The following is a 19,747-nucleotide window of genomic DNA, read 5'->3' as shown; positions in this document are numbered from 1 at the left end:
TTTACGTAAACGTAAAGCACGGAGACACCCTATGACCGACCTGTCCGCAGAATTCAAAGCCCTGGCCAACTACAAGCCCACGCACAAAGTGCGCTTTGTCACAGCAGCCAGCTTGTTTGACGGGCACGACGCCGCCATCAACATCATGCGCCGCATCTTGCAGGGCATGGGCGCTGAAGTGATTCACCTGGGGCACAACCGCTCGGTCGACGAGGTGGTGACAGCGGCGCTACAAGAAGACGTGCAAGGCATTGCCATCAGCTCGTACCAAGGCGGCCATGTGGAGTACTTCAAGTACATGGTGGATTTGCTCAAAAGCCGTGGCGGCGCACACATCCAGGTGTTTGGCGGCGGCGGCGGTGTGATCGTGCCACCCGAAATTCGCGAGCTGCAAGCCTATGGCGTGACGCGCATTTACAGCCCTGAAGACGGTCAAAAAATGGGCTTGCAAGGCATGATCGGCGAAATGATCATGCGCTGCGACCAAGATCTGTCGAGCTACGCACCCAGCGAGGTAAAGGCCATCCAAGGCGATGACGAAATGGCCTGGCGTGCGCTGGCCCAAATGATCACCGCGCTAGAGAACGGCAGCCTGGACGCCAAGTTGCTGGACGCTGTGCGGCAAGAAGCCAGTCAACACAAAGTGCCTGTGTTGGGCATCACGGGCACGGGTGGTGCGGGCAAGTCGTCGTTGACCGACGAGTTGGTGCGGCGCATCCGTTTGGACCAAGACGACAGCCTGCGCATTGCGGTGATCTCCATCGACCCGTCTCGCCGCAAGAGCGGTGGCGCTTTGCTGGGCGACCGCATCCGCATGAACGCCATTGGCCCGTGGCGCAACGGCGCACGCGTGTTCATGCGCAGCCTAGCCACGCGTGACTTTGGCAGCGAAATCAGCGCGGCCTTGCCCGATGTGTTGGCTGCCACGAAGTGTGCGGGCTTTGACTTGATCATTGTCGAAACCTCCGGCATTGGCCAAGGCGACGCCGCCATCGTGCCGCACGTGGACGTGCCCATGTACGTGATGACGCCCGAGTTTGGCGCCGCCAGCCAGCTGGAAAAAATTGACATGCTCGACTTTGCCGAGTTTGTGGCCATCAACAAGTTTGACCGCAAAGGCGCCAGCGATGCCCTGCGCGATGTGGCCAAGCAAGTGCAACGCAACCAGGAGGCCTGGAACACCCCCACCGAAGAAATGCCGGTGTTTGGCACCATGGCGGCGCGCTTCAACGACGACGGCGTGACCGCGCTGTACCAAGCCCTGAAGGTGCGGCTCTCGGCCTTGGGCCTGAACTTCAAGCCAGGACGTTTGCCCGTGGTGGGCGTACGCCACAGCACCAACCAAACGCCGGTGGTGCCCGCAGCGCGCACGCGCTATTTGGCCGAAATCACCGACACCGTGCGCGGCTACAAAAAGCGCGCGCGTGCGCAGGCCAAACTGGCCCGCGAAATTCAGCAACTGCGTGAAGCCGCGCGCATGCTGGCCGAGGGCAAGCCAGGCCGTGCCAAAGCGTCTGAAGCCGCCACCGATTTGGCATTTGCGCGTGAAGAAAACTTAGGAACCACAGAGCGCAAACTGTTGGCGCAGTGGCCCGACATGCAAGCCGCCTACGCGGGTGACGAATACGTGGTGAAAATCCGCGACAAGGAAATTCGCACCGCACTCACCACCAAGTCGTTGAGTGGCACCGCCATCCGCAAAGTGGCCTTGCCGCAGTACGAAGACCACGGCGAAATTTTGAAATGGCTGATGCTCGACAACGTGCCTGGCAGCTACCCCTACACCGCCGGCACCTTTGCCTTCAAGCGCGAGGGCGAAGACCCCACCCGCATGTTCGCCGGTGAAGGTGATCCGTTTCGCACCAACCGCCGCTTCAAGCTGCTGTCCGAGGGCATGCCCGCCAAGCGCTTGAGCACCGCGTTTGACTCGGTCACGCTGTACGGCAACGACCCTGACTTGCGCCCCGACATTTACGGCAAAGTGGGCAACTCGGGCGTGAGCGTGGCTACGCTCGACGACATGAAGGTGTTGTACGACGGGTTCGATTTGTGTTCGCCCACCACCAGCGTGTCGATGACCATCAACGGGCCTGCGCCTTCGATCTTGGCGATGTTCATGAACACCGCCATCGACCAACACCTGGCCAAATTCAAACTCGACAACGGCCGTGAGCCCACCGACACCGAGACCGCCAAGATCCGTGCCTGGGTGATGCAAAACGTGCGCGGCACGGTGCAAGCCGATATCTTGAAAGAAGACCAAGGCCAAAACACCTGTTTGTTCAGCACCGAGTTTTCGCTCAAGGTGATGGGCGACATTGCCGAGTACTTTGTGCACAACCAAGTGCGCAACTTCTACAGCGTGTCGATCAGCGGCTATCACATTGCCGAGGCGGGGGCCAACCCGATTTCGCAACTTGCGTTCACCCTCTCCAACGGCTTCACTTTTGTGGAAGCCTATTTGGCGCGTGGCATGCACGTGGATGACTTTGCACCCAACCTGAGCTTTTTCTTCAGCAACGGCATGGACCCCGAGTACACCGTGATGGGCCGCGTGGCACGCCGCATCTGGGCGGTGGCCATGAAAGAGAAATACGGCGCCAATGAACGTTCGCAAAAACTGAAATACCACATCCAAACTTCAGGCCGCTCGCTGCATGCGCAAGAGATTCAGTTCAACGACATCCGCACCACGCTGCAAGCGCTGATTGCGATTTACGACAACTGCAACAGCTTGCACACCAATGCGTTTGACGAAGCCATCACCACGCCCACCGAAGACTCGGTGCGTCGCGCCATGGCGATTCAGCTCATCATCAACCGCGAATGGGGCTTGGCTAAAAACGAAAACCCCAACCAAGGCGCGTTCATCATCGAAGAACTCACCGAATTGGTGGAAGAAGCTGTGCTGGCGGAGTTTGAGAAGATCGCCGAGCGTGGCGGCGTGTTGGGTGCCATGGAGACGGGTTACCAGCGCGGCAAGATTCAAGACGAATCGATGACGTATGAAATGCTCAAGCACACGGGCGAGCTGCCCATCATTGGCGTCAACACCTTCCGCAATCCGCATGGCGAACAAGTGATGGACAAGCTAGAGCTGGCCCGCTCCACCGACGACGAAAAGCAAAGCCAGCTGCAACGCTTGAACGACTTCCACCGCCGTCACCAAGCAGAGGCTGCGGTTCAACTCCAACGTCTGCAACAAGCCGTGATCGACAACGCCAATGTGTTTGAAGTGATGATGGACGCGGTGCGCGTGTGCTCACTCGGTCAAATCACCCACGCCTTGTTTGAGGTGGGTGGGCAGTACCGGCGCAATATGTAGAAAAATTATCCTTGCATTTTAAATGTGGCATGTTTAATATGCAAGGATGTTTACTCGAAAATCTTCGCAAGAAATTCGCAATCAACTGTCTTGGAGTCCAGCAGTTGCCATTTTGGGCGCTCGCCAAATCGGCAAAACCACACTGGCACAGCAAATTGCGACTGAATTCCCGCAGTCCATCTACCTCGACTTAGAAACGCACCAAGCACGCGCCAAACTGGAGCAGGCGGATGTTTTTTTTCAAGCCAATCGCCATCGGCTGATTGTTTTGGATGAAATTCAAAACGCCCCAGAATTGTTCAGCACGATGCGCGGTGAAATCGATGCGGACCGCCGCAATGGCCGATTCCTTATTCTTGGCTCGGCTTCGTTCAAACTGCTTCAGCAATCGCAATCGTTAGCGGGCCGTTTGGCTTTGGTCGACATGGCTCCTTTGCTATTGAGTGAAGTGCATCAAGAGTTTGCAGATATCCAAACCTTGTGGCTGCGCGGAGGGTTTCCAAATAGCTACACAGCCGCTGGCGATGAGGCATCTTGGCTTTGGCGCGATGCTTTTGTCAGACACTTTCTGCACACAGACCTACCAGGGCTCGGAATCAACGTTGAGCCAGAACTGATGCGACGCTTTTGGCGCATGGTGGCGCACTTGCATGGCCAGTTGTTCAATGCATCCAGCATTGCGACGTCGCTTGGCGTATCCGCACCCACCACGACACGGTACCTTGACCATTTGGTGCAAAGCCTTATGTTGCGCCGACTAGAACCGTTTCATGCCAACCTCGGTAAGAGGCTGGTGAAATCACCCAAAATTTATGTGCGTGACAGCGGATTGCTCCATTACCTCATGGGCATACGCGACACTCATGACATGATGGGTCACCCAATCACAGGCGCCTCTTGGGAGGGGTTTTGCATCGAGCAAATTTGCAACCATCTGCCCGTCGGTGCCAGCGTTTCTTTTTATCGAACAGCTGCTGGGGCAGAACTTGACGTGGTGGTCGAAACCGGCAGCCAAACCATTGGGTTTGAAATTAAATTTTCTTCTGCGCCTAAGGTGAGCAAAGGCTTCTGGCAAGCCTGCGAAGACATCGGCGTTGACAAAGCCTATGTGGTCGCGCCTGTCAAAGAGGGTTGGACGATGGCCAACCATGTGGAGGTGATTTCACCCTTGGCCATCCCTGCGTATCTCAGCCGTTCAATCAACGGCCCTTCGGCCACAAGAAAAGATTGAGCAACTTCACGCCAAACGGCTTGTCGTCCACGATGTCGTCACATGTCAGCTTTAACATCAGAGCATGAGCATTCGCCCCCCTTTCATCGCCCCCACCCGTCACACCGACGCCGACAGCGCACTGGCACAAGTGCAAGCGCTGTACCAAACCAGCCTAGACCATTTGCGTTTGGCCATGAAGCAGTTCGTGGCAGGCCAAGATTTCCCACAGCGGGTGCGCGCCTATTACCCGTTTGTGCGCATCCACACCCAACAAGGCGCCTTGAAAAAAGGCAGTGACAGTGCCCATCTGAGTTACGGCTTTGTGGCCGAACCAGGACGCTACGAAACCACGCTGACGCGACCTGATTTGTTTGCCGACTATTACCGCGAACAGTTTCGCTTGCTGTTGCAAAACCACGATGTGCCCTTGGAAGTGGGGGTGAGCCACCAGCCAATCCCCGTGCATTTTTCGTTTGCTGAGAATGACCACATCGAAGGTGAGATGAGTGCTGAACGGCGCCAGCAAATGCGCGAGGTGTTTGACTTGCCCGACCTCACCGCCATGGACGACGGCATTGCCAACGGCACGTTTGAAGCCGCTGCGGGCGAGCACCAGCCCCTGGCCTTGTTCACCGCAGCACGCATGGACTATTCGCTGCAACGCCTGCGCCACTACAGCGGCACCAGCCCCGAGCACTTTCAAAACTACGTGCTGTTCACCAACTACCAGTTTTACATTGACGAATTTGTGCGCCTGGGTCACGCCGCCATGCAAGACCCCAACAGCGACTACGTGGCCTTTGTGGAACCCGGCAATGTGGTGACACGGCGTGTGGGTATGTCTGTCGAAGCGAACGATGCACTCGGCAAAGTTCCCCCGCGCTTGCCGCAAATGCCGGCTTACCACTTGGTGCGCCCAGGCCACGCGGGCATCACCATGGTCAACATTGGGGTGGGGCCTGCCAACGCCAAAAACATCACCGACCACATTGCCGTGCTGCGCCCCCATGCGTGGCTGATGTTGGGCCACTGCGCGGGCCTGCGCAACACACAACAGTTGGGCGACTACGTGTTGGCCCACGGCTATGTGCGTGAAGACCATGTGCTGGACGAAGAGCTGCCCCTGTGGGTGCCCATTCCTGCGCTGGCCGAGATTCAAGTCGCGCTGGAGCGCGCCGTGGCCGATGTCACGCAGTGCCAAGGTGCAGAACTCAAACGCATCATGCGCACCGGCACGGTGGCAAGCACCGACAACCGCAACTGGGAGCTGCTGCCCAACAACACGCCCCAGCGGCGCTTCAGCCAAAGCCGCGCTGTGGCGCTGGACATGGAAAGCGCCACCATTGCCGCCAATGGTTTCAGGTTTCGGGTGCCCTACGGCACGCTGCTGTGCGTGAGTGACAAGCCCTTGCACGGCGAGATCAAGCTACCCGGTATGGCCAACCACTTTTACCGCGAGCGTGTGGACCAGCACCTGCGCATTGGCATGCGCGCCATTGAGCTGCTGCGCGAGCAAGGCCCGGCACAACTGCACAGCCGCAAGTTGCGCAGCTTTGCAGAAGTGGCGTTTCAATAAGCGGCCGCGTCGCCCATCTTCTCGCCCAAACGCACAGGGCGTGCAGCTTGCCAGTCGGGGTTGAGCGCCATGGTGTTCTTGGGCCAGAGCAAGACAACGGTGGAGCCTAACAAAAAGCGGCCCATTTCTTCGCCTTGACGCAAGTGGATGTCTTGGTCGTTGTAGCTCCAATCGCGGACTTTGCCTGAGCGTGGCGGGTTGACCACCCCATGCCAAGGCGTGGCCATGCTGCCCACGATGGTGGCTCCTACCAGTACCAACACATACTGCTGTGGCTTGGCACCCAGGGCAGCCGGCATGTCAAACACACACACCACGCGCTCGTTGCGTGCGAACAAGCCAGGCACACCGCGTGCGGTGGCCGGGTTGACCGAGAACAAATCGCCCGGCACATGGATCATGCGGCGCAAGCGCCCTGCACTGGGCATGTGGATGCGGTGGTAGTCCTTGGGGCTGAGGTAGATGGTGGCGAACTCGCCATCCGCAAACTGCGCGGCCAATGCTGCGTCGCCCCCCACCAAAGCCTGGGTGCTGTAGTGATGCCCCTTGGCTTGAAAAATTTGGTCGCCCTCGATGTGCCCGAGCTGGCTGATGGCGCCATCCACGGGACACACGAAGTCTGCGTTGGCCAAAGGGCGAGCGCCGGGTTTCAGGGCGCGGGTGAAGAAATCGTTGAAGCTGGCGTAGTGCGTGATGTCGGGCTGTGCAGCCTCGTCCATGTTGACGTGGTAGCGCCGCACAAACCAACGAATCAAAGCGTGGGTGAAACGTCCGCCTTGGGCACGGGCCACAGTGCCCGCAAACACGGTCAAGGCTTGTTTGGGCAGCAGGTACTGCAAGAGCACGGTGAGGGTTTCGTTCATCGTTCGGATTTTAGGTGGCGGCCAAGACGGCTCTGAAAAGCAGCCAAGCACCTGAAAGTGCCACCATGCACGGCACAATGTTTGTCATGAAACCTCTGTTTGAATGTCAGCACTTGATGAAACGCTACGGCGACAACACCGTGGTCAACGATGTGTCGTTTCGCATCGCCCCCGGCGAATGCCTCGGCGTGATTGGCCCCAACGGGGCAGGCAAAACCACCACACTGCGCATGTGCTTGGGGCTGGCCACACCGGACAGCGGCAGCGTGAACGCATTTGGTCTGGCCATGCCTGAGCATGACTTGGCCATCAAGGCCCGCCTGGGCGTGGTGAGTCAGTTTGACACCCTCGACCCAGATTTCACCTGCGCCGAAAACCTGATGGTGTTTGGCCGTTACTTTGGTTTGAAGAAAGCTGACATTCAGGCGCGCATTCCTGAGTTGCTGCGCTTTGCCGCCTTGACCCACAAAGCCGATGCCAAGCCAGGCGAGTTGTCAGGGGGCATGAAGCGACGCCTAAGTCTGGCGCGCGCCCTCATCAACAACCCTGACTTGCTACTGCTCGACGAGCCCACCACTGGCCTCGACCCCCAAGCGCGCCACCTGATGTGGGAGCGTTTGCAGCAACTGTTGCAACAAGGCAAGTCGATTCTGCTGACCACCCACTTCATGGACGAAGCCGAACGCTTGTGTCATCGGCTGCTGGTGCTCGACCACGGCAAAAAAATTGCCGAAGGCGCACCACGCGATTTGATTGCCCAACACCTAGAACCTGATGTGGTGGAGGTGTACGGCAATGGCGCCTTGGGCTTGGTGCACAGCCCGCTCAAAGACTTGGCACAACGGGTCGAGACCAGCGGCGAGACCGTGTTTTTTTACACCCACCAAGCAGGCCCCTTGTTGCAGGCCTTGGCCACACACAGCGGTCTGCGCACCCTGCACCGACCGGCCAATTTAGAAGATTTGTTTTTGAAATTAACCGGGCGCCAGATCCGGGAAGAGGGCTGACACCATGCACACCTACTTTCGTTTTTGGCCCGTGTTTTTGCGCAATTTATTGGTGTGGCGCAAGCTTGCCATTCCCAGCCTGGTGGCCAACATCGCCGAACCCTTGATGTGGCTGGTGGCCTTTGGTTACGGCATGGGCGCATTGGTAGGTGAAGTCAATTTGGACGGCCAACGCGTACCCTACATTTTGTTTTTAGCCAGCGGCTCGATTTGCATGAGCGCCATGAACGCGGCCACGTTTGAAGCGCTGTACTCCGCCTTCTCGCGCATGCATGTACAAAAGACCTGGGACGGCATCTTGAACGCTCCCATGCGCTTGGACGATGTGCTGCTGGCCGAAATGCTGTGGGCTGCGTTCAAGGCTTTGTTCACCATCACCGCCATCTTGGGCGTGATGATGGGTCTGGGCATCACCCACAGCTGGAAGCTGCTGGCGGCTTGGCCCATCCTCTTGTGCGTGGGCATCACCTTCAGTTGCATTGCGCTGATCTTCAATGCGCTGGCCAAGGGCTATGACTTTTTCACCTACTACTTCACCTTGTTCCTCACGCCCATGATGTTCTTGAGCGGCGTGTTCTTTCCGCGCGACCAGTTGCCGGATCTGGTGCGCGAGGTGTCCGCCTGGCTGCCCCTGACCCAAGCCATTGCCTTGGTGCGCCCGTTGTTCTTAGACCAATGGCCCGCGCAACCCCTGTTGCATTTGGGCGTGTTGGCGCTGTACACCGTGGTGGCCTGGCGCATAGCGCTGCACCTGACGCAAAAGCGCTTCAAGGCTTGAGCCAAGTCAGCCAATCGCAACCCTTCACCCGCTAATATTCTTCTATTCCATCCAAGCAACAAGGGAAATTTCAATGAGCATTCAAACCGTAGGCATCATTGGTGCGGGCACCATGGGCAATGGCATCGCACAGGCATGCGCCGTCTCAGGCGTGAACGTGGTCATGGTCGACATCTCAGAGGCCTCGGTGGCCAAAGGCATCGCCACCGTCGCGGGCAGTTTGGACCGCCTGATCAAGAAAGAAAAAATCACCGAGGCCGACAAGGCAGCCGCCTTGTCACGCATCCAAGGCAGCACAAACTACGACGACCTCAAAACCGCACAACTGGTGATCGAAGCGGCCACCGAGAACTACGAACTCAAAGTCAAGATCTTGAAGCAAGTCGATGCGCTGCTCGGAGCCGAGGTGATCGTGGCATCGAACACCTCGTCGATCTCGATCACCAAACTGGCCGCGGTGACACAACGCGCCGACCGCTTCATTGGCATGCACTTTTTCAACCCCGTGCCCATGATGGCCTTGGTCGAAATCATCCGTGGTTTGCAAACCAGCGACGCCACCCATGATGCCGTGCACGACCTGGCCACCCGACTGGGCAAGAGCCCCATCACCGTGAAGAACGCCCCCGGCTTTGTGGTCAACCGCATCTTGGTGCCCATGATCAACGAAGCCCTGTTTGTGCTGGCCGAAGGCTTGGCCACGCCCGAAGACATTGACGCGGGCATGAAGCTCGGTTGCAACCAACCGATTGGTCCGCTGGCTTTGGCTGACATGATTGGCCTGGACGTGTGCTTGGCCGTGATGGAGGTCTATTTGAACGAGTTTGGTGACAGCAAATACCGCCCTTGCCCACTGCTCAAAGAAATGGTGGCGGCGGGGCACCTGGGCCGCAAGACGGGACGCGGCGTGTACGTGTACTGAGCGACTGAGGCTGCGCCATGAAGTACGCCCTGCTGTCTGACATCCATGGCAACTTGCACGCGTTCGAGGCGTGCTTGGCGCATGCCAAAGCACAGGGCGCAGAGCGCATTGCCGTGCTGGGCGACTTGGTGGGTTACGGCGCGTTTCCGGCAGAGGTGGTGACACGCTGCCAAGACATTCAAGCGCAGGGCGGCATTGTGCTGCGTGGCAACCACGAAGAGCTGGTGCAAACCCACAGCGTCAACGACGCCAGTGCCAGCTTGTCGTTGGGGGGGCAAACCGCGCAATGGACGCATGACCAGCTGTCGCCGGCACAACGCTTTTGGTTGGAAATTTTGCCCCTCACCGCCTGTGAGGACAGCGTGCTGTTGGTGCACGCCAGTGCCGATGCCCCCGAGCGGTGGCGCTATGTAGAAGACGAGCGCACGGCCAGCCTGAGTTTGGATGCGGCCATACAAGACCCCGCTGTGCGTTATGTGTTTGGGGGTCATGTGCACCACCAGTCCTTGTTTTACCGGGGCACAGGGCGGCAGCTGATGCGCTTTGAGCCCTCACCGGGTGTGGCCATTCCGACCCCGAAACACCGCCACTGGATTGCCACCGTAGGCTCGGTGGGCCAGCCGCGTGATGGCAACCCGCGCGCCATGTACGCCTTGTTTGACAGCAGCGCAGCCAAGCTGACGTTTCACCGCGTGGCCTACGACCACATGGCCGCTGCGCGTTGCGTGCGTGAAGCAGGCTTGCCTGAGTTTTTTGCCGAGAGGCTGGAGACTGGCCGATGAAGCGTCTTGAGCCAGGCACTGAGTTGGACGGCTTTTGCATTGGCAATTGCTTGCACGCCGGTGGCATGGCTCACATCTATGAGGTGCGCTACGCCGACCAGCGCCCGGCCCCGTTCCCCATGGTGATGAAGGTGCCGCGCATGACAGCAGGCGATGGCGCCGAGAACATTGTGGGCTTTGAGGTAGAACATCAACTCTTGCAAGTGCTGCATGGCCGCCATGTGCCACGTTTTGTCGCCGCAGGCGATTTGGTGACGCTGCCCTACTTGGTGATGGAGCATGTGCCGGGGCAAACCTTGCAGCACCTGCTTGATGCACACACCGAGCAGCGCACCCGCCCATCCCCCCAAGAGATCGCCCAACTGGGTGCTGCCGTGGCACGCGCTGCCCACAGCTTGCACCAACAAAACGCCTGCCACCTCGACCTCAAACCCGCCAATGTGCTGATGCACCCCGACGGCCACGCCGTGTTGCTGGACTTCGGTTTGTCCTGCCACGCGCACTACCCCGACTTGTTGGCCGAAGAGCTGCGCAAGGCCGTGGGCTCGCCCGCCTGGATTGCGCCAGAGCAAGTGGTGGGGGTGCGCGGCGACCCACGCAGTGACATTTTTGCCATTGGCGTGATGCTCTACGAACTGGCGACCGGCGAGCTGCCGTTTGGCAACCCGGCCACAGACGGCGGCATGCGTCAGCGTTTGTGGATGGACCCAGCGCCACCACGCCGCTTGCGACCCGAAACGCCAGCGTGGTTGCAAGAGGTGGTGCTGCGCTGCTTGGAGCCCGTGGCGGCGCAACGCTACCCATCGGCGTCGCATTTGGCGTTTGATTTGGAGAACCCTGAACACGTCAAGATCACCGCACGCGGCCAACAACTCAAAGGCACCTCGTTCTTCACCCACCTCAAACGGTGGGTGCGCGCCGCGGGCATGCAGTACCAGCCCAGCCCCTTGCCGTCGCAGCAAATTGAAGAGGTGCCAATTTTGATGGTGGCCGTGCCACACCACGAGGCGAGCGACGCCACGCTGTATTCGTTGCGGCAAGCGGTGGCACGTTCATTGGGTTTGCGCCCGGGTGCAAGGTTGGCGGTGGTGACGGTGATTTCGCCCAACCAAACCAGCAGCACCGAGAGCGCCAGCAGCGAAACCTCGCTGCACCGCCAATACCTGACCCTGCTGCGGCAGTGGGCACAACCACTGAATTTGGAAGGCCACCAAACCTCTTACCACGTGCTAGAAGCAAGCGATGTGGCCAATGCCTTGGTGCGCTACGCCGAAGGCAACCAAGTGAGCATGATTGTGATGGGGGCAGCCACCCACGGTTTGCAAATGCAACGCTTCGTCGCCACCGTGCCTATCAAGGTGGCGATGGACGCGCCTTGCACCGTGATTTTGGTCAAGCAAAGCCTGCCGTTCTCTGCCTTCGAGGCCTTGCCCGAACAAGCCGGATAAACCTCTGTGCACGCGTTGCGTCGGCATCACCGACGCAACACCGGTGCATCAGTCCACTTTGGCGCCAGAGGCCTTGACCACCTGAGCCCATTTTTTGTGTTCGCCGTCAATGAACTTGGCGAACTCGGCCGATGTGTTGCCACCAGGAATAGCCCCTTGGGCCAACAGTTTTTCTTTGATCGCTGGTGTGCTCAACGACTTGGTGACTTCTTGCTGGATGCGGTTGACCACGTCCACTGGCGTGCCAGCAGGAGCCAACAAACCAAACCACGAACTGGCCTCGTAGCCTTTCAGGCTCGGGCCGCCCGCTTGCTCCACCGTTGGCACATCGGGCAAGGCGGCAGAGCGCTGGGCGCTGGTCACGCCCAAGGCCTTGAGCTTGCCTGCTTTGATGAGCGGCATCGACGATGGCAAATTGTCAAACATCACATCGGTCGAGCCCCCCACCAGATCGAGCAAGGCCGGGCCAGAGCCACGGTAGGGAAAGTGGACCATGAAGGTGCCACTCATGCTCTTGAACAACTCACCCGCCAGGTGGATCGAGGTTCCGTTGCCGCTGGAGGCCATGTTCAGTTGTGCCGGATGGGCTTTGGCATAGGCCAGGAAATCGGCCACGGTGTGGATGTTGCGCTCTTTGGCGCGCTCGGCATTGACCACCATCACGTTGGGCACGCCCGCCACCAAGGTGATGGGCACAAAGTCTTTGATCGGGTCGTAGGGCAGTTTGTCGTACAAGGCGCGGTTGATGCCGTGCGTGCCCACCGTGCCCATGAGCAAGGTGTAACCATCTGCCGGGGACTTGGCCACGATTTCGGCCCCCAGGTTGCCCCCAGCGCCTCCTTTGTTGTCCACAAAGAAGGGCTGGCCAAAGGCCTTGGTCAGCTCAGGCGCGACGGCGCGCGCCAAGATGTCGGTGGTGCCACCCGGTGCAAACGGCACCACGATGCGCACAGGCTTGGTGGGCCAGCTTTGGGCGCTGGCGTGCAAACCACACACGGCAGCAACGGCCAACAGAGCCACTTGCGCGGCGGTTTTGAAAACGGTGCGACGAATCATCATGTCGGTCTCCTCATCGAATAGCCCAGGCGCTGCGGCCTAGGTCGAATAAAAAAGCCACCCGAAGGTGGCTTGTCCGGGTGTGTTCATCAGTCGGCGTAGATGCCAGCGGCCTTGATGATCGGACCCCACTTGGCAATTTCAGCAGCGACAAACTTTTTGTGTTCAGCGGGGGAGACGCGCTTGTCATTCACCACCACAGCACCCAAAGCTTCTTCCTTCTTGATGAACTCTGGGTCTTTGAGCGCCACCTTGAGGGCATTGTTGATTTTGGTGAGCACATCCGCAGGCGTGCCTTTGGGTGCGTACAAACCGTGCCAAATGGTGACTTCAAAATCTTTCAAGCCAGCCTCTTGCAAGGTGGGCAAGTCTTTCAGAGCCGGTGTGGTCAAACGCTTGGTGGTGGTCACCGCAAAGGCTTTGACTTTCTTGCCTTCGATCTGGCTGGTGGTGTTGGTGGTTTGGTCGCACAGCAAATCGATTTGACCGCCCATCAGATCGGTCATGGCAGGCGCCGTGCCTTTGTAGGGCACCGTGGTCATGTCGATCTTCATGGCGCTTTGGAACAACAAACCGCACAGGTGGGACGCAGCACCCAAACCTGCATTGCCCAAGTTGACGTTGCCTTTGTTTTGGGCAATCCAAGCCGACAACTCTTTGAAGTTGTTGGCAGGGATATTGGGGCGTGCGATCAAGGTCATGGGCACTTCGTTGACCATGCCCAAATACTCAAAATCTTCCAAGGTGTCATAAGGCAACTTGCGGTACAGCGCAGGCGACGTGGCCATGCCAATGTGATGCAAGAACAAGGTGTGACCATCGGGCACTGCCTTGGCAACTTTGTTCGAAGCAATCGTGCCACCCGCCCCGGCTGCGTTGTCAATCAGTACGACCACGCCGCCCAAGGGCTTGCGCATGGATTCGGCCAAGTCGCGCGCCACACGGTCTGTGGGTCCACCAGCGGCAAAGGGCACGATGATGGTGATGGGCTTGTCCTTGATGGGGAAGTCGGCGGCTTGCGCACCTCCGGTCAGTGCGGCCAACGCCAACAGGCTGAGTGAAAACAGTTTTTTCATGAGGTCTCCTAAATAAAAGTCATCGTAAATGACACACGCTCTAAAAAGGCTACGGTCATCACGTAGGCGGGCTATAGCTTACCCTGATCACACTCACTGATAGGTGCGCGCGTCTTCAATGACCTTGCCATCATTGGGCAAACTGCCGGGCGCCACGAACGCCACCTCGGCTCGAAGTTTGGTGATCTCACGAACGGCTTCACCAATTTTTTGCGCCAACCCATCGGCGGGCTGCGCTTCAACTTGCAAACCCATTTGGTCGTTGGCCATCTCACCCGTCACGACCAAGCGTGCACGCGCGATCTCGGGAAAACGCTTCACCACCTCGGCCACTTGTCCCGGGTGCACAAACATGCCACGCACTTTGGTGGTTTGGTCTGCACGTCCCATCCAGCCCTTGATGCGGGTGTTGGTGCGCCCCGTGGGGCATGTGCCAGGCAACACAGCTGACAAGTCGCCCGTGCCAAAGCGGATCAAAGGATAGTCAGGGTTCAAGCTGGTGACCACAAGTTCACCCACTTCGCCTTCAGATACCGGGTCGCCCGTGCCCGGACGCACGATTTCCACAATCACGCCCTCATCCAGCACCAAGCCTTCGCGGGCAGACGTCTCGTAGGCGATCAGACCTAAATCGGCTGTGGCGTAGCACTGGTAGCCCGCGATGCCGCGCTCGGCCAACCAATCGCGCAGGCTAGGGGGGAACGCCTCGCCCGACACCAAGGCCTTGCGCACACTGGGCAAGGCCACGCCCATCTCGGCAGCTTTTTCAACAATGATTTTCAGGAAGCTGGGCGTGCCGATATAGCCAGCAGGCTTGAGCTCGGCCATGGCTTGCACTTGCTGTTCGGTTTGGCCTGTGCCACCTGCAAACACGGTGCACCCGATGGCGTGGGCGCCGGTTTCCATCATCGAGCCCGCAGGGGTGAAGTGGTAGCTGAAGCAGTTATGAATGAGCTCGCCTTCGTGAAAGCCTGCGGCATACATGGCGCGGGCCATGCGCCAGTAATCGGCACGTGCACCTTCGGGTTCGTAAATCGTGCCAGGACTGGCAAACACACGGGGCATGGCTTTGCCAAACCCAATGGCGGCAAAGCCACCAAACACATTGACGGCACGCTGTGCTTGTTGTTGCGCCAGCAGTTCGTACTTGCGGATCACAGGCAACTTGGCCAGTGCAGCGCGGCTGCAGATCTGCTGCGCATCAATGCCTGCCAAAGAGGCGGCAAACGCGGAAGAGTTTTTTTGCGCATGCGCCACTTGTGTGGGTAAGGCGGCCAGCAAGGCCGCTTCGCGTGCGGCAGGCGTGCGGGTTTCGAGGGCGTCGTGGTGTGTGCTCATGGTGTGTGCTCCGATCAAGCCAACCAACGTTTGCGACGCTTGTAGCTCTTGGCTTCTTTGAAGCTCTTGCGCTCACCGCCGCCCACACCCAGGTAAAACTCTTTCACGTCTTCGTTGTTGGCCAGGTCAGATGCCGCACCGTCCATCACCACGCGGCCCGACTCCATGATGTAGCCATAGTCGGCATATTTCAGGGCCATGTTGGTGTTTTGTTCGGCCAGCAAGAAGGTAACTTTTTCTTTGTCGTTCAAGTCTTTGACGATGTTGAACACCTCTTCCACGATTTGCGGCGCCAGCCCCATCGAGGGTTCATCCAACAAGACCATGTTGGGGTTGGACATCAAGGCGCGGCCAATGGCGCACATTTGCTGCTCGCCGCCTGAGGTGTACGCGGCTTGCGAGGTGCGGCGGGTTTTGAGACGAGGGAAGTAGTTGTAGACCTTCTCCAAATTCGCAGCCACCTCGCCTTTGTCGGAACGGGTGTAGCTGCCGGTGAGCAGGTTTTCTTCGATGGTCAGGTGGGCAAAGCAATGACGCCCTTCCATCACCTGCACCACACCGCGCTTGACGAGGTCAGCAGGTGTGAGGTTTTCAATGCGTTCGCCACGAAACTCAATACTGCCTTTGGTGACAGCCCCACGCTCGCCTTGCAACAAGTTGGAGATGGCGCGCAAGGTGGTAGTTTTGCCCGCGCCGTTGCCACCCAAGATAGCCACAATGCCGCCTTCTGGCACTTGCAGCGACACACCTTTGAGCACCAGGATCACATGGTTGTAAATAACCTCAATGCCGTTGACGTTGAGAACGATGTTGTTGGCGCTCATGATTGACCTTGCTAAAAAAACATTGCGGGTTTGACCAAACCTCAAACCACAAGCACTTGTAGGTTTGAGGTTTGGCGGCTCAGAAAGAGCCGCCAAACAATCAGCCGACACGCTGCGTGCGGCTGATCTGACACGTCATCAGGACTGGCAGTCGGCAGGTGAGCGACGCGTGACTTTTTTCTCAGCGGCGTATTTGTCAGCAGCTGCTTTGACCATGGGCTTGATGATTTGCTCATCCGCCTGGTACCAGTCAGAAGACCAGTTGAAACGCACACCATCCCAGGTGTGCATGCGTGTCCAGGCGGCCCCCATGTGGTCTTGGCAGCTGGTCGACAAGGGACGCAACACGCCTTTGAAGCCCAACGAGTCGAGCTTGGCCTGGGTCAGGTTCAAGTTCTCGTAGCCCCAACGCGCTTGCTCGCCGGTCATGACTTTGCCTTTGCCAAAACGCTCTTGTGCGGCGCGCACCCCTTCAATGCCATACATCGCAGCTTGCACACCACGCATGTAGAGCACGTCGCCCACTTCTTCTTGTGGGCCTGTGCCTTGGCCTTTGCTGTGCAACTTGGACAAAATTTCTTTGACCACGTCCGCGTTCTTCTCAGCGCCGTGCTGCATCATGACCGCGTTGTAGCCCTTGGCACCTTGGCCCACGTCTTTGACGTCGGGCTCAGCACCGGCCCACCACACGCCATACATCTTCTCGCGTGGGTAGCCCGTGGCTTGGGCTTCTTTCAAAGCGGTGGAGTTCATCACGCCCCAGCCCCAGTTGATGACGTAGTCGGGGCGGTTTTGACGGATCTGCAACCAGGTGGACTTTTGTTCGACGCCAGGGTGGGTGACAGGCAGCAAGCTCAACTGGAAGCCGTGCAGCGCAGCGCGCTCTTGCAACATGGGAATGGCTTCTTTGCCGAAGGGGCTGTCGTGGTACATCAAGGCGATCTTCTTGCCTTTGAGTTTGTCCAAGCCACCTTCTTTTTTGCCAATGTCTTGGATGATGGTGTCAGCGGCCACCCAGTAGGTGCCAGCCAGGGGAAAGTTCCATTTGAAGACGCCACCGTCTTGCGATTCGCTGCGGCCCAGGCCCGGGGTGAGCACGGGAATTTTGTCGATAGGGGCTTTTTCTGTCAGCGCAAAGGTGATGCCGGTGGACAGTGGTTGGAACACGGTGGCGCCGCCGTGCTTGCCTTTCAGGCGCTCGTAGCATTCCACGCCGCGGTCGGTGGCATAGGCGGTTTCGCATTCTTCATAAATCACCTTCACGCCGTTGATGCCCCCACGTGCGTTGGTCAGTTTGAGGTAGTCAATGAACCCGTTGGCAAAGGGCACGCCATTGGGTGCATAAGCGCCGGTGCGGTACACCAGGGCCGGGAAGAATTGTTCTTTGGCTTGTGCAGCCGCCTGGGTGCTGACAACGCTGCCGGTGATGGCTGCTGCGACCAAGGTCACTGCCGTTGTGATGTGACGAAACTTCATGGGTTGTCTCCTGTTAAAAGTTTGAAAGGTCAAGGAACTCAGTGTGGGAAAGGCCACAGACGAAGTTTTTGTTTGGCAATCGACCACAGCTTGGCCAAGCCGTGTGGCTCAACAATCAAGAACCAGACAATCAATGCGCCAAAAATCATGGACTCCACGTGCGCCACAGTGGCCGTCGAGATGGTGACGCCCACCATGTCGCCCATGGCGGGCAAAAACTGGTTCAGAAAGATAGGCAAAACCACAATGAAAGCTGCGCCAAAAAAGCTGCCCATGATGGAGCCCATGCCACCAATGATGACCATGAACAGCAACTGAAAGCTGCGGTCAATCGAGAACGCCGCAGGCTCCCAAGAGCCCAAATGGATGAAGCCCCAGAGCCCACCCGCCACGCCGACGATGAAAGAGCTGACGGCAAAGGCACTGAGCTTGGCGTAGACGGGGCGGATACCGATCACGGCAGCGGCCACGTCCATGTCGCGAATGGCCATCCATTCGCGGCCAATGGCTGAGCGCACCAAGTTTTTGGCCAGCAAGCCAAACACCACCAAGAAGCACAAGCAAAACAGGTACTTCTCGACGGGTGTGCCAATGGGCAAGCCCATCACATTCAGGTTAGAGACCGAGACCGAGCCCGAGGCGTTGTAGTTGGTGAACCAGCCCAAGCGCAGAAAAGCCCAATCGCAGAAAAACTGCGCCGCCAGTGTGGCCACCGCCAGATACAAGCCTTTCACACGCAGACTGGGAATGCCAAACAGAATGCCCACCAAGGTGGCAAAGAACCCGCCCGAGAGCAAGGCCACGATCAACGGCACGCCCTCGATGCGGATGTAGGTGTTGTAGGCCATGTAGGCACCCACCGCCATGAAAGCGCCTGATCCCAAAGAGATCTGACCGCAGTAACCGACCAAGATGTTCACGCCCAAAGCAGCCAGCGACAAAATCAAAAAGGGAATCAGGATGGCGCGGTACAGGTACTCGTCGACCAGGGCCGGGATGCCGATGAATGCAAAAGCAACCAAGGCCAGAATCATCCAGCGGTCTTGGGTGATCGGAAAGATCTGCTGATCTTTGCGGTAGGAGGTTTTGAATTGACCGTTTTCTCTGTAAAACATTTTTTATTCCTCTTACACGCGGTCGATGATCTTCTCGCCAAACAAACCTTGCGGACGAAACAGCAAGAACACCAAGGCCAGCACGTAGGCAAACCAAATTTCAATTCCACCGCCCACCATGGGGCCGACGTACACCTCTGACAGCTTCTCGCCCACACCGATGATCAAGCCACCGATGATGGCGCCTGGCACCGAGGTGAGTCCACCCAAAATAATCACAGGCAAGGCACGCAAAGCCACGGTGGTCAGTGAGAACTGCACACCCATCTTGGAGCCCCAGATGATGCCGGCCACCAATGCAGTGACACCGGCCACAAACCACACGATCACCCAAATACGGTTGAGTGGAATGCCAATCGACTGCGCGGCCTGATGGTCATCAGCCACCGCACGCAGGGCGCGTCCGGTGCTGGTCTTTTGAAAGAACAAAGACAAGACCACCACCAACAAAGCAGCCACGCAGGCGGCATAGACGTCCTCAAGGTTGATCATCACGCCGCCTTGAAAAACGGAATCAAACAAGAAGACCGGGTCTTTGGGCATGCCCACATCGATCTTGTAGATATCGCTGCCAAAAATAGTTTGACCCAATCCATCCAAGAAGTACGTGATGCCCAGTGTGGCCATCAGCAAGGTCACCCCCTCTTGGTTCACCAGGTGGCGCAACACCAAGCGTTCAATCACCCAAGCCAGCACAAACATGCATGCACCGGCGATGACAAAAGCCAGCACATTGGCCAGCACCTTGCTGTCCGTGCCCAACCAGCCAGGAATCCACTCGGAGAAACGTGCCATGGCCAAGGCCGCAAACAAGACCATCGCGCCTTGGGCAAAGTTGAACACCCCCGAGGCTTTGAAGATCAGCACAAAGCCAAGTGCCACCAGGGAATACAACATGCCAGCCATCAGGCCACCAAAAAGAGCTTCCAGAAAAAACGCCATGTTCTT

At 58.2% G+C, this 19,747-nt stretch carries 16 protein-coding genes; 8 read left to right on the top strand and 8 right to left on the bottom strand.

What is annotated here, in order from left to right:
- Positions 1-31 precede the first annotated feature (31 nt).
- The 3 genes from icmF (at position 32) to B9Z41_RS13050 (ending at position 6,114) form a co-directional block, all read left to right on the top strand.
- Complete coding sequence (gene icmF / locus B9Z41_RS13060; protein WP_100147507.1) at positions 32-3,325, top strand: fused isobutyryl-CoA mutase/GTPase IcmF; 3,294 nt, start codon at positions 32-34, stop codon at positions 3,323-3,325.
- Positions 3,326-3,371: 46 nt separating this feature from the next.
- Positions 3,372-4,556: an ATP-binding protein gene (locus B9Z41_RS13055; RefSeq protein WP_100147506.1), complete on the top strand. Its 1,185-nt coding sequence runs from the start codon at positions 3,372-3,374 to the stop codon at positions 4,554-4,556.
- A gap of 64 nt (positions 4,557-4,620) precedes the next feature.
- The gene (locus B9Z41_RS13050; RefSeq protein ID WP_100147505.1) at positions 4,621-6,114 is read left to right on the top strand and encodes an AMP nucleosidase; all 1,494 of its coding nucleotides are present in this window, start codon (positions 4,621-4,623) and stop codon (positions 6,112-6,114) included.
- Here B9Z41_RS13050 and asd read toward each other — a convergent pair.
- Positions 6,108-6,977 (bottom strand): archaetidylserine decarboxylase, encoded by an 870-nt coding sequence (gene asd, locus B9Z41_RS13045; RefSeq protein WP_100147504.1) that lies wholly within the window; start codon positions 6,975-6,977, stop codon positions 6,108-6,110. The genes B9Z41_RS13050 and asd overlap by 7 nt on opposite strands.
- An 86-nt stretch (positions 6,978-7,063) precedes the next feature.
- On the opposite strand from asd, the gene B9Z41_RS13040 reads away from it, so the two are divergent.
- The 5 genes from B9Z41_RS13040 to B9Z41_RS13020 all read left to right on the top strand — a co-directional run bounded on the left by B9Z41_RS13040 (position 7,064) and on the right by B9Z41_RS13020 (position 11,914).
- Complete coding sequence (locus B9Z41_RS13040; RefSeq protein WP_100147553.1) at positions 7,064-7,984, top strand: ATP-binding cassette domain-containing protein; 921 nt, start codon at positions 7,064-7,066, stop codon at positions 7,982-7,984.
- Between the two features lie 4 nt (positions 7,985-7,988).
- On the top strand, positions 7,989-8,762 hold the full coding sequence (locus tag B9Z41_RS13035) for an ABC transporter permease (RefSeq protein ID WP_100147503.1): 774 nt from the start codon (positions 7,989-7,991) through the stop codon (positions 8,760-8,762).
- A gap of 73 nt (positions 8,763-8,835) precedes the next feature.
- Positions 8,836-9,684, top strand: a complete 849-nt coding sequence (locus B9Z41_RS13030; protein ID WP_100147502.1) for a 3-hydroxybutyryl-CoA dehydrogenase — start codon at positions 8,836-8,838, stop codon at positions 9,682-9,684.
- Between the two features lie 17 nt (positions 9,685-9,701).
- Positions 9,702-10,466: a metallophosphoesterase gene (locus B9Z41_RS13025; protein ID WP_100147501.1), complete on the top strand. Its 765-nt coding sequence runs from the start codon at positions 9,702-9,704 to the stop codon at positions 10,464-10,466.
- The gene (locus B9Z41_RS13020; protein WP_100147500.1) at positions 10,463-11,914 is read left to right on the top strand and encodes a bifunctional serine/threonine-protein kinase/universal stress protein; all 1,452 of its coding nucleotides are present in this window, start codon (positions 10,463-10,465) and stop codon (positions 11,912-11,914) included. The genes B9Z41_RS13025 and B9Z41_RS13020 overlap by 4 nt, the downstream gene beginning before the upstream one ends.
- Positions 11,915-11,962: 48 nt before the next feature.
- On the opposite strand, the gene B9Z41_RS13015 is transcribed toward B9Z41_RS13020, so the two are convergent.
- The 7 genes from B9Z41_RS13015 to B9Z41_RS12985 all read right to left on the bottom strand — a co-directional run bounded on the left by B9Z41_RS13015 (position 11,963) and on the right by B9Z41_RS12985 (position 19,741).
- A complete protein-coding gene (locus B9Z41_RS13015) occupies positions 11,963-12,973 on the bottom strand; it encodes a tripartite tricarboxylate transporter substrate binding protein (RefSeq protein ID WP_100147499.1) in 1,011 nt (336 codons plus the stop codon).
- An 86-nt stretch (positions 12,974-13,059) separates the two neighbouring features.
- Positions 13,060-14,046 carry a tripartite tricarboxylate transporter substrate-binding protein gene (locus tag B9Z41_RS13010; protein WP_100147498.1) on the bottom strand — a complete coding sequence of 329 codons (987 nt, stop codon included), beginning with the start codon at positions 14,044-14,046 and terminating at the stop codon, positions 13,060-13,062.
- A gap of 93 nt (positions 14,047-14,139) precedes the next feature.
- Positions 14,140-15,384 (bottom strand): phenylacetate--CoA ligase family protein, encoded by a 1,245-nt coding sequence (locus B9Z41_RS13005; RefSeq protein WP_100147552.1) that lies wholly within the window; start codon positions 15,382-15,384, stop codon positions 14,140-14,142.
- Positions 15,385-15,398: 14 nt separating this feature from the next.
- Positions 15,399-16,208: an ABC transporter ATP-binding protein gene (locus B9Z41_RS13000; protein ID WP_100147497.1), complete on the bottom strand. Its 810-nt coding sequence runs from the start codon at positions 16,206-16,208 to the stop codon at positions 15,399-15,401.
- A 138-nt stretch (positions 16,209-16,346) separates the two neighbouring features.
- Positions 16,347-17,684: an ABC transporter substrate-binding protein gene (locus B9Z41_RS12995; protein WP_100147496.1), complete on the bottom strand. Its 1,338-nt coding sequence runs from the start codon at positions 17,682-17,684 to the stop codon at positions 16,347-16,349.
- 38 nt (positions 17,685-17,722) lie between these two features.
- The gene (locus B9Z41_RS12990; protein ID WP_100147495.1) at positions 17,723-18,799 is read right to left on the bottom strand and encodes a branched-chain amino acid ABC transporter permease; all 1,077 of its coding nucleotides are present in this window, start codon (positions 18,797-18,799) and stop codon (positions 17,723-17,725) included.
- A 12-nt stretch (positions 18,800-18,811) separates the two neighbouring features.
- A complete protein-coding gene (locus tag B9Z41_RS12985) occupies positions 18,812-19,741 on the bottom strand; it encodes a branched-chain amino acid ABC transporter permease (RefSeq protein ID WP_100147494.1) in 930 nt (309 codons plus the stop codon).
- Between the last annotated feature and the right edge of the window lie 6 nt (positions 19,742-19,747).

This window comes from Limnohabitans sp. JirII-31, from assembly GCF_002778315.1.
GTDB lineage: Bacteria > Pseudomonadota > Gammaproteobacteria > Burkholderiales > Burkholderiaceae_C > Limnohabitans.
The sequence above is the reverse complement of the archived record's forward strand: the minus strand, read 5'-3'. Positions and strand labels throughout refer to the sequence as shown.